At 62.1% G+C, this 6088-nt stretch carries 7 protein-coding genes and 2 pseudogenes; 4 read left to right on the top strand and 5 right to left on the bottom strand.

Annotation, left to right across the window (positions count from 1 at the left end; genetic code table 11):
* Together FY112_RS38040 and FY112_RS26290 are read right to left on the bottom strand one after the other, a co-directional pair.
* Window positions 1-1568 (bottom strand): annotated as a pseudogene (locus FY112_RS38040) (DEAD/DEAH box helicase); the annotation flags it as partial.
* Between the two features lie 47 nt (window positions 1569-1615).
* The gene (locus tag FY112_RS26290; RefSeq protein ID WP_094086767.1) at window positions 1616-2248 is read right to left on the bottom strand and encodes a YitT family protein; all 633 of its coding nucleotides are present in this window, start codon (window positions 2246-2248) and stop codon (window positions 1616-1618) included.
* A gap of 132 nt (window positions 2249-2380) precedes the next feature.
* Here FY112_RS26290 and FY112_RS26295 point away from each other — a divergent pair, with 132 nt between their 5' ends.
* Window positions 2381-2881 carry an Rrf2 family transcriptional regulator gene (locus FY112_RS26295; protein WP_151519628.1) on the top strand — a complete coding sequence of 167 codons (501 nt, stop codon included), beginning with the start codon at window positions 2381-2383 and terminating at the stop codon, window positions 2879-2881.
* A 23-nt stretch (window positions 2882-2904) separates the two neighbouring features.
* Window positions 2905-3366, top strand: a complete 462-nt coding sequence (locus FY112_RS26300; RefSeq protein ID WP_011650365.1) for a carboxymuconolactone decarboxylase family protein — start codon at window positions 2905-2907, stop codon at window positions 3364-3366.
* 69 nt (window positions 3367-3435) lie between these two features.
* Here FY112_RS26300 and FY112_RS36930 read toward each other — a convergent pair whose 3' ends face one another.
* From FY112_RS36930 to FY112_RS26310, 3 genes are all read right to left on the bottom strand, one after another.
* Complete coding sequence (locus FY112_RS36930) at window positions 3436-3582, bottom strand: hypothetical protein (protein WP_157626466.1); 147 nt, start codon at window positions 3580-3582, stop codon at window positions 3436-3438.
* 175 nt (window positions 3583-3757) lie between these two features.
* Window positions 3758-4393, bottom strand: coding sequence for a YitT family protein (locus tag FY112_RS26305; RefSeq protein WP_026158511.1), 636 nt, complete (start codon window positions 4391-4393; stop codon window positions 3758-3760).
* Between the two features lie 210 nt (window positions 4394-4603).
* The gene (locus FY112_RS26310) at window positions 4604-5536 is read right to left on the bottom strand and encodes a methyltransferase domain-containing protein (RefSeq protein WP_151519629.1); all 933 of its coding nucleotides are present in this window, start codon (window positions 5534-5536) and stop codon (window positions 4604-4606) included.
* 144 nt (window positions 5537-5680) lie between these two features.
* Here FY112_RS26310 and FY112_RS26315 point away from each other — a divergent pair, with 144 nt between their 5' ends.
* Together FY112_RS26315 and FY112_RS26320 are read left to right on the top strand one after the other, a co-directional pair.
* Window positions 5681-5947, top strand: a complete 267-nt coding sequence (locus tag FY112_RS26315) for a DUF6460 domain-containing protein (RefSeq protein ID WP_026158510.1) — start codon at window positions 5681-5683, stop codon at window positions 5945-5947.
* A 1-nt stretch (window position 5948) separates the two neighbouring features.
* Window positions 5949-6088: pseudogene (locus FY112_RS26320) on the top strand (CAP domain-containing protein); the annotation flags it as partial.

Consider the following 6088-nt stretch of genomic DNA (forward strand, 5'->3'; position numbering starts at 1 on the left):
TCGACCTTTCCCAACGTGGCGCCGCCGCGGCCGATCCTACCGCCCTCGCCGCGCTTGACCATGCGGATATTCAGCATCGGGCTTTCGACGATGGTGCCGAGGTTGAGGCGATATTGCTGGGCGACCGCAGGATTGGAGACGCGCCAGCGGCCCTCCGCTGTCTTGCGGATACGGGCGTAGCGGTCATAGGTGCGGAGCGCATAACCGCCGGTCGCGACGAAATCGACGACGCGCTCGAAGGTCTCCCAACTCAGATCGGCATAGGGCGAGGCGCTGATGACCTCATCGTAGAGTTCCAGCATGTCGAAAGGTTCGGCGCAGGCCATGCCGAGCACATGCTGGGCGAGCACATCGAGCGCGCCGCGGCCAACGGGCGGGGTGTCCTGCGCGCCAATATAATTGGCATCGAGGGCGGCCTGGCACTCCATGACCTCGAAACGATTGGCGGGCACGAGGATCGCCTTCGAGGGCTCGTCCATGCGGTGGTTGGCGCGGCCGATGCGCTGGGCAAGACGCGAGGCGCCCTTCGGCGCGCCGACATGAATGACGAGATCGACATCGCCCCAGTCGATGCCGAGATCGAGGGTGGAGGTGGCGACGACGGCGCGCAGCCGGTTTTCGGCCATCGCCGCCTCGACCTTGCGGCGCTGGGCGACGTCGAGGGAGCCGTGGTGGAGGGCGATCGGCAGGTTGTCGTCATTGATTGTCCAGAGCGCCTGGAAAAGCATTTCCGCCTGGCTGCGGGTGTTGACGAAGAGCAGCGTCGTGCGATGTTCGACGAGCTGGCGGTACACGTCGGGAATGGCATATCGGGCGGAATGGCCGGACCAGGGAATACGCTCCTCGGTCGACAGGATCGAGATATCGGGCTTGGCGCCGCCTTCGACGACGACGAGGCCGGCATGATGTTCGCTACCCTCTTCCTGGCCGACCAGCCACTTCTGCAGATCCATCGGTTCGGCGACGGTGGCGGACAGGCCGATCGTCTGGAGACCGGGGGCAAGGCGGCGCAGGCGGGCAAGGCCAAGCGAAAGCATATGGCCGCGCTTGGAGGTGACCAGCGAATGCAGCTCGTCGAGGACGATATATTTCAGGTCCTTGAAGAAGTGCTCGGCCTCCCGGTTGGCCAGCAGCAGGGCAACCTGTTCCGGCGTCGTCAGCAGAATATCCGGCGGGTTGAGCTTCTGGCGTTGGCGCTTGGCGTTGGGCGTATCGCCGGTGCGGTTTTCGACGGTGACCGGCAGGCCCATCTCCTCGACCGGCTTCATCAGGTTGCGCTCGATATCGATGGCAAGCGCCTTCAGCGGCGAGACATAGAGCGTGTGGATACCGGTGAAGGCGGAGCCGGGCGGGATCTTGCCGCGGCGGGTGAGATCGGTGAGCGAGGGCAGGAAACCGGCGAGCGTCTTGCCGGCGCCGGTCGGCGCAATCAGCAGCGTACTTTCGCCGGCCTCGGCGCGGGCAAGCAGCTCCAGCTGATGGACGCGCGGTCGCCAGTCCTTTTCCGCAAACCAGCGGGTAAAGGCGGCAGGCAGCAAGGCACGAGCTTCGGAATCGATCTGGTCCACGCCTGGAAGGTAGTGAAATGCAGGGGAAAAAGAAGAGCCGCGAGCCTTTACATGGCGATATAGCGGTCCTTGCGGTGGTTGATGGCGATCGTGAGGTTGAGAACGATCGCACCGAGCACCGAGCAGGCGATGATGAAGGGGCTCGCGACGAAGAAGGAGAGCGCCAGGATGATGCCGTCGAAGCCGAGCTGGACGAAGCCGGCGCGCCAGCCGAAGCGATCCTGGATATAGAGGGCGAGAATGCCGATGCCGCCGAGGCTGGCGCGGTGGCGGAAGAGCGCCAGCATGCCGGCGCCGATGACGAGGCCGCCAAAGAGCGCACCGGCGATAGGATCGACATGCGCCATGCTGATGAAGCCCGAGACGAATTCCGACAGGACCGAGGTGAGCGCGATGGCGGCGAAGGTCTTGATGGTAAAGGCGGCGCCCAAGCGGCGGAAGGCGAGATAATAGAAGGGCAGGTTCACGGCAAAGAAGCAGAGGCCGAAGCTGAAGCCCGTCGCATAATGGGCGAGGAAGGCAAGGCCCGCCGTGCCGCCAGCAAGCAGCCCCGCGCCGGAGAGAAGCGTTACGCCGAGCACGGCGAGCATGCTGCCGGCGACGATGCCCTGGGCGTCGTCGAAGAGCGAGTGACGATCGGCGCTGGAATTCAGAAGGCCTACGAAAGCGTTGGATGCCATGTTGTTCCCCTGTCGGCGTTTCCGTCTTCTATCCGGGGTCAGGATAAAGACAAGTGGCAGCAGCGAGGACACCTCTTGACAGCCGACACAATCGTGGATATTTTTTATCCACGATTTGAGGAGGCCGGGTGCATGAAGATGGGCGATGGGGTCGAGCAGGCCATTCACAGCGTTGCGATGCTTTCCGGCCTCTCCGAAGGCAGCGTGCTTTCGGCGGCCGCGCTGGCAGAATTCCACGGCGTCTCGACAAGCTATCTGCTGAAGCATCTGCAGGCGCTGTCGGGCGCCGGCATCCTCGATACCGTACCGGGGCCGAAGGGCGGATATCGGCTGGCAAAAGCGCCGAAGGAGATTTCGCTGCTCGACATCGTGCTCGCGGTCGAGGGGTCTGCACCGGCGTTCCGCTGCGCTGGAATCCGCCAGCGCGGACCGAACCCGGTCTCCGATCGCTTGTTCGCCCAGCCCTGCACCATCAACGCGGCGATGCTGAAAGCCGAACGGGTCTATCGCGCCGAACTCGCCAAGACGAGCCTGGCCGATATCGGCATCGAACTTGCCGCCGTCGACGACGGATCGATCGCAGCGAGAGGCTGCGCCTTCCTTGAAATCCATGAACGCAAGACGGCTCGTTGAGCCACCAACAAAGGAGAAAGAGCATGCAACCACGCTTCAATTTCGCCAAAGCCGCTCCCGACGCCTACAAGGCAGTCGCCGCGCTCGAGCAATATGTCCAGTCCTCCGGGCTGGAGCGCCGCTTCATCCACCTGATCAAGCTGCGCGCTTCGCAGATCAACGGCTGTGCCTATTGCGTCGACATGCATGTGAAGGAAGCCCGCCACGATGGGCTCTCCGAACAATGGATCAACCTGATGTGCGTCTGGCGGGAATCGCCGGTCTATGACGCCCGCGAACGGGCGCTGCTTGGGTGGGTGGATTCAGTGACCAATATCGCCAAGACAGGCGCGCCGGATGCCGACTACGAGACCCTGAAGGCGCATTTTTCGGAGGAAGAGATGACCAAGATCACGGTGGCGATCGGCGCCATCAACATCTGGAACCGGCTTGCCGTCGGCTTCCGCTCACAGCATCCGCTCGATGCGGCGCAAAAGGCAGCCTAATCGCAATCCGCTTGCAGGGAATTCATCCTGGCAACCGACCCGAAAATCTCGGGTCGGTCGAATATCGGGTCACTCGTGATCCCTGATGGCCCGTACGGCAACGGCGTCAAACCGATTGCCCGAGAGGTCGATGCTGTTGAATAGGTCGCGGACGACTTTCGAAATTTCTTCTGCGGAAGCGCCCTTGGCGTATTCTTCCTGCATACGGCGTCTCACAAGTTTTTCCAAATCTGACATAGTTCACCTCATCAAATCCGGCGCGAGATGAGTTTCGCGCCGCGACCGATCACAGGCAAGTTACGTTTTGTTTAGAATGGCTTACCGATTTGTAACGTTGGAGCATGTCGCGCAAAAGTGTGCGGCGGTTTTGCGATAACCGACATGCATAAAATTAAAGCGCGATGTAGCGATCAGCGCGGTGATTGATGGCGACGAAGAGGTTGAGGACGACGGCGCCGAGAACCGAATAGAAGACGACAGGCGGCGTGGTGACGAAGAAGGCGGCGGCGAGCACGCAGATGTCGATGGCGAGCTGGACGAGGCCGGCGCGGATGCCGAAACGCTCCTGCAGGTAGATGCCGAGAATGCCGACACCGCCGAGGCTAGCGCGGTGGCGATAGAGCGCCAGCAGGCCGAAGCCGAGCAGCAGGCCGCCGAGAAGTGCCGCCCAGGCCGGATGAATGCTTGAAATGGACAAGAAGCGCGACTGTACATCGGCAAGCACCGACGTCAGGCCGATGGCGATGAAGGTCTTGATGGTGAAGGCCATGCCGAGTCGCTTCCAGGAGAGATAGAAGAACGGCAGGTTGAGCAGGAAGAAGGCGAGACCGAAATTGGCGCCAAAGGCATAATGCAGGAGGAAGGCCACGCCGGCCGTGCTGCCGGTCAGAAGGCCAGCGCTGGCGAGCACATAGAGGCCGAGCGCCGCAACGAGGCTGCCCGAGAATATGCCCTGCACGTCTTCGATCGGGGTGTGGCGCGTCGCAGTCGTATTCCAAAAACCAAGGGCATTGATGAGCTGTGTCATGTCGCCAGTCTCCACGGCAGACGAGTTCAAGAACGCGCTTGGGAAAACCCGGCGCGGCGGAATTTTGCATCATGAAAGGAGCCCGAGCGCCTCGGCGTAATATTGCCGGGCTCTCTGCCGATGTGGTGCAGTATCGGGTTTTTCGGTCTTCCGATCAAGCGAAATAGGTAAGCAATGCTGACCTATTCAAAAATCGCAAGAAATGTTCGCTCACGCGGGCTTGCGCGTAAGGAACAGAATGCCGGAAACCGGTTTTCCGCCATCTTTGCGAATGAACGACTTGACGGTCTTCAGGATTTCCAGCCCGTGACGGGCAAAAAGCATGCTGACATAGGTTTCCGAGTGGGCGTAACGCAGCGACGGGGCGAGATGGAAGCCCTCGCCCTCCCCCGCATCCTCGACGGAAAAGGCGATATCGGCGCCTGATGCCGCGAGTTCTCCGACGATGGCAAAGACGCTCTCGAGATTGCCGAGATACATCAGCACATCGGCTGCCGTCACCAGGTCGGCGCGATGGCGCGCTGCATTGGCAAAAAGGCCGGAGAGATCGGGTGCGAGCGAGAGATCGGCCTGGGCGAGACTGTCATAGACATGTTTCTCGGCGGCCTTAGCCAGCATGTTCTGCGAGAGATCGAAGCCCTCGAGGCGGCCGACACGGCCACGGATTTCAGGGCCGAGCAGGCCGGTGCCGCAGCCGAGATCGACGGCGCGTTCGTAGCGCCTGCCGGTGGAGGCGATGAGCGCTGCAAGCTTCTGCGGGACGCTGTAGTCGAGCTTTTCGATAAGCGCTGATTCGAAACGGTCGGCATAGTCGTCGAAGAGGCGCTCGACATAGCGGCTCGGCGGCCGGTCGGGCGTGGCCGCGTCGCCGAGAAGGGCGAGCTTGAGGGTTGCGCCGAAAATGTCTTCCGGATCGAGGGCAAGCGTCTTGCGATAGGCCTCGATCGCGGCATCCGCCCTGCCCGCCTTTTCCAGGTAGGTGGCGAGGCGATACCAGCCGGCGGCCCAGCCAGGCACGAGCTCGAGAGCCTGTTCCATCAGCTCGGCGGCCGCTTCCGGCTCACCGCCTTCTTCGAGCATCCTGGCATAGTCGGCGCGGCGGTCGGCAATTACGCCGCCGGAGGAAAGCTGGTGGGGCTGCATCAATGGACCTTATTGGTTCGCGCGCATTTGGCGGCGGCCACAAAAAAACTCAAGTCCTATTTCAGAGGCGAAGCGGCCAATTCCGGAAAGGGCTTGCGGGCGTCGCGCCGCGACCTTATTCCAAGGGCAAACAGGAGATGGCTTATGTCCGATCAGGCGAACAGGTTCCTCGGCGATTCAATCGGCCGCACATTGATAAAGCTTATCGTGGTGTCGCTGATCGTCGGTTTCGTCATGACTGTCTTCGGCCTGACGCCGTGGGGCATCATCGACGGCATACGCGATTTCATCCTGGAGATCTGGTACCGCGGCTTCTCGGCTCTCGGGCGCGTCGGCGACTATCTGCTCCTCGGCGCGACGATCGTCATCCCGCTCTTCATCATCCTTCGTCTTTTCAGCTACCGCCGGTAACATGACATCCATCGATCTTTCCAGGCGCGGCCTGCTGCGCCTTTCCGGACTTGCGCTCGCCGCCGGCATCGCCGGCTGCACCACGACCCCGCGGATGGCCGGCACGCCGTCGGAGGGCGAAGACGAGACGGCAAGCGTGCT

The organism is Rhizobium sp. PEPV16 (assembly GCF_008919455.1).
GTDB lineage: Bacteria > Pseudomonadota > Alphaproteobacteria > Rhizobiales > Rhizobiaceae > Rhizobium > Rhizobium leguminosarum_Q.

Coding starts and splice junctions, on each gene's coding strand:
- FY112_RS26290 (WP_094086767.1), bottom strand. CDS start 2,248: ATGGCATCCAACGCTTTCGTAGGCCTTCTGAATTCCAGCGCCGATCGT.
- FY112_RS26295 (WP_151519628.1), top strand. CDS start 2,381: ATGAAGATGGGCGATGGGGTCGAGCAGGCCATTCACAGCGTTGCGATG.
- FY112_RS26300 (WP_011650365.1), top strand. CDS start 2,905: ATGCAACCACGCTTCAATTTCGCCAAAGCCGCTCCCGACGCCTACAAG.
- FY112_RS26305 (WP_026158511.1), bottom strand. CDS start 4,393: ATGACACAGCTCATCAATGCCCTTGGTTTTTGGAATACGACTGCGACG.
- FY112_RS26310 (WP_151519629.1), bottom strand. CDS start 5,536: ATGCAGCCCCACCAGCTTTCCTCCGGCGGCGTAATTGCCGACCGCCGC.
- FY112_RS26315 (WP_026158510.1), top strand. CDS start 5,681: ATGTCCGATCAGGCGAACAGGTTCCTCGGCGATTCAATCGGCCGCACA.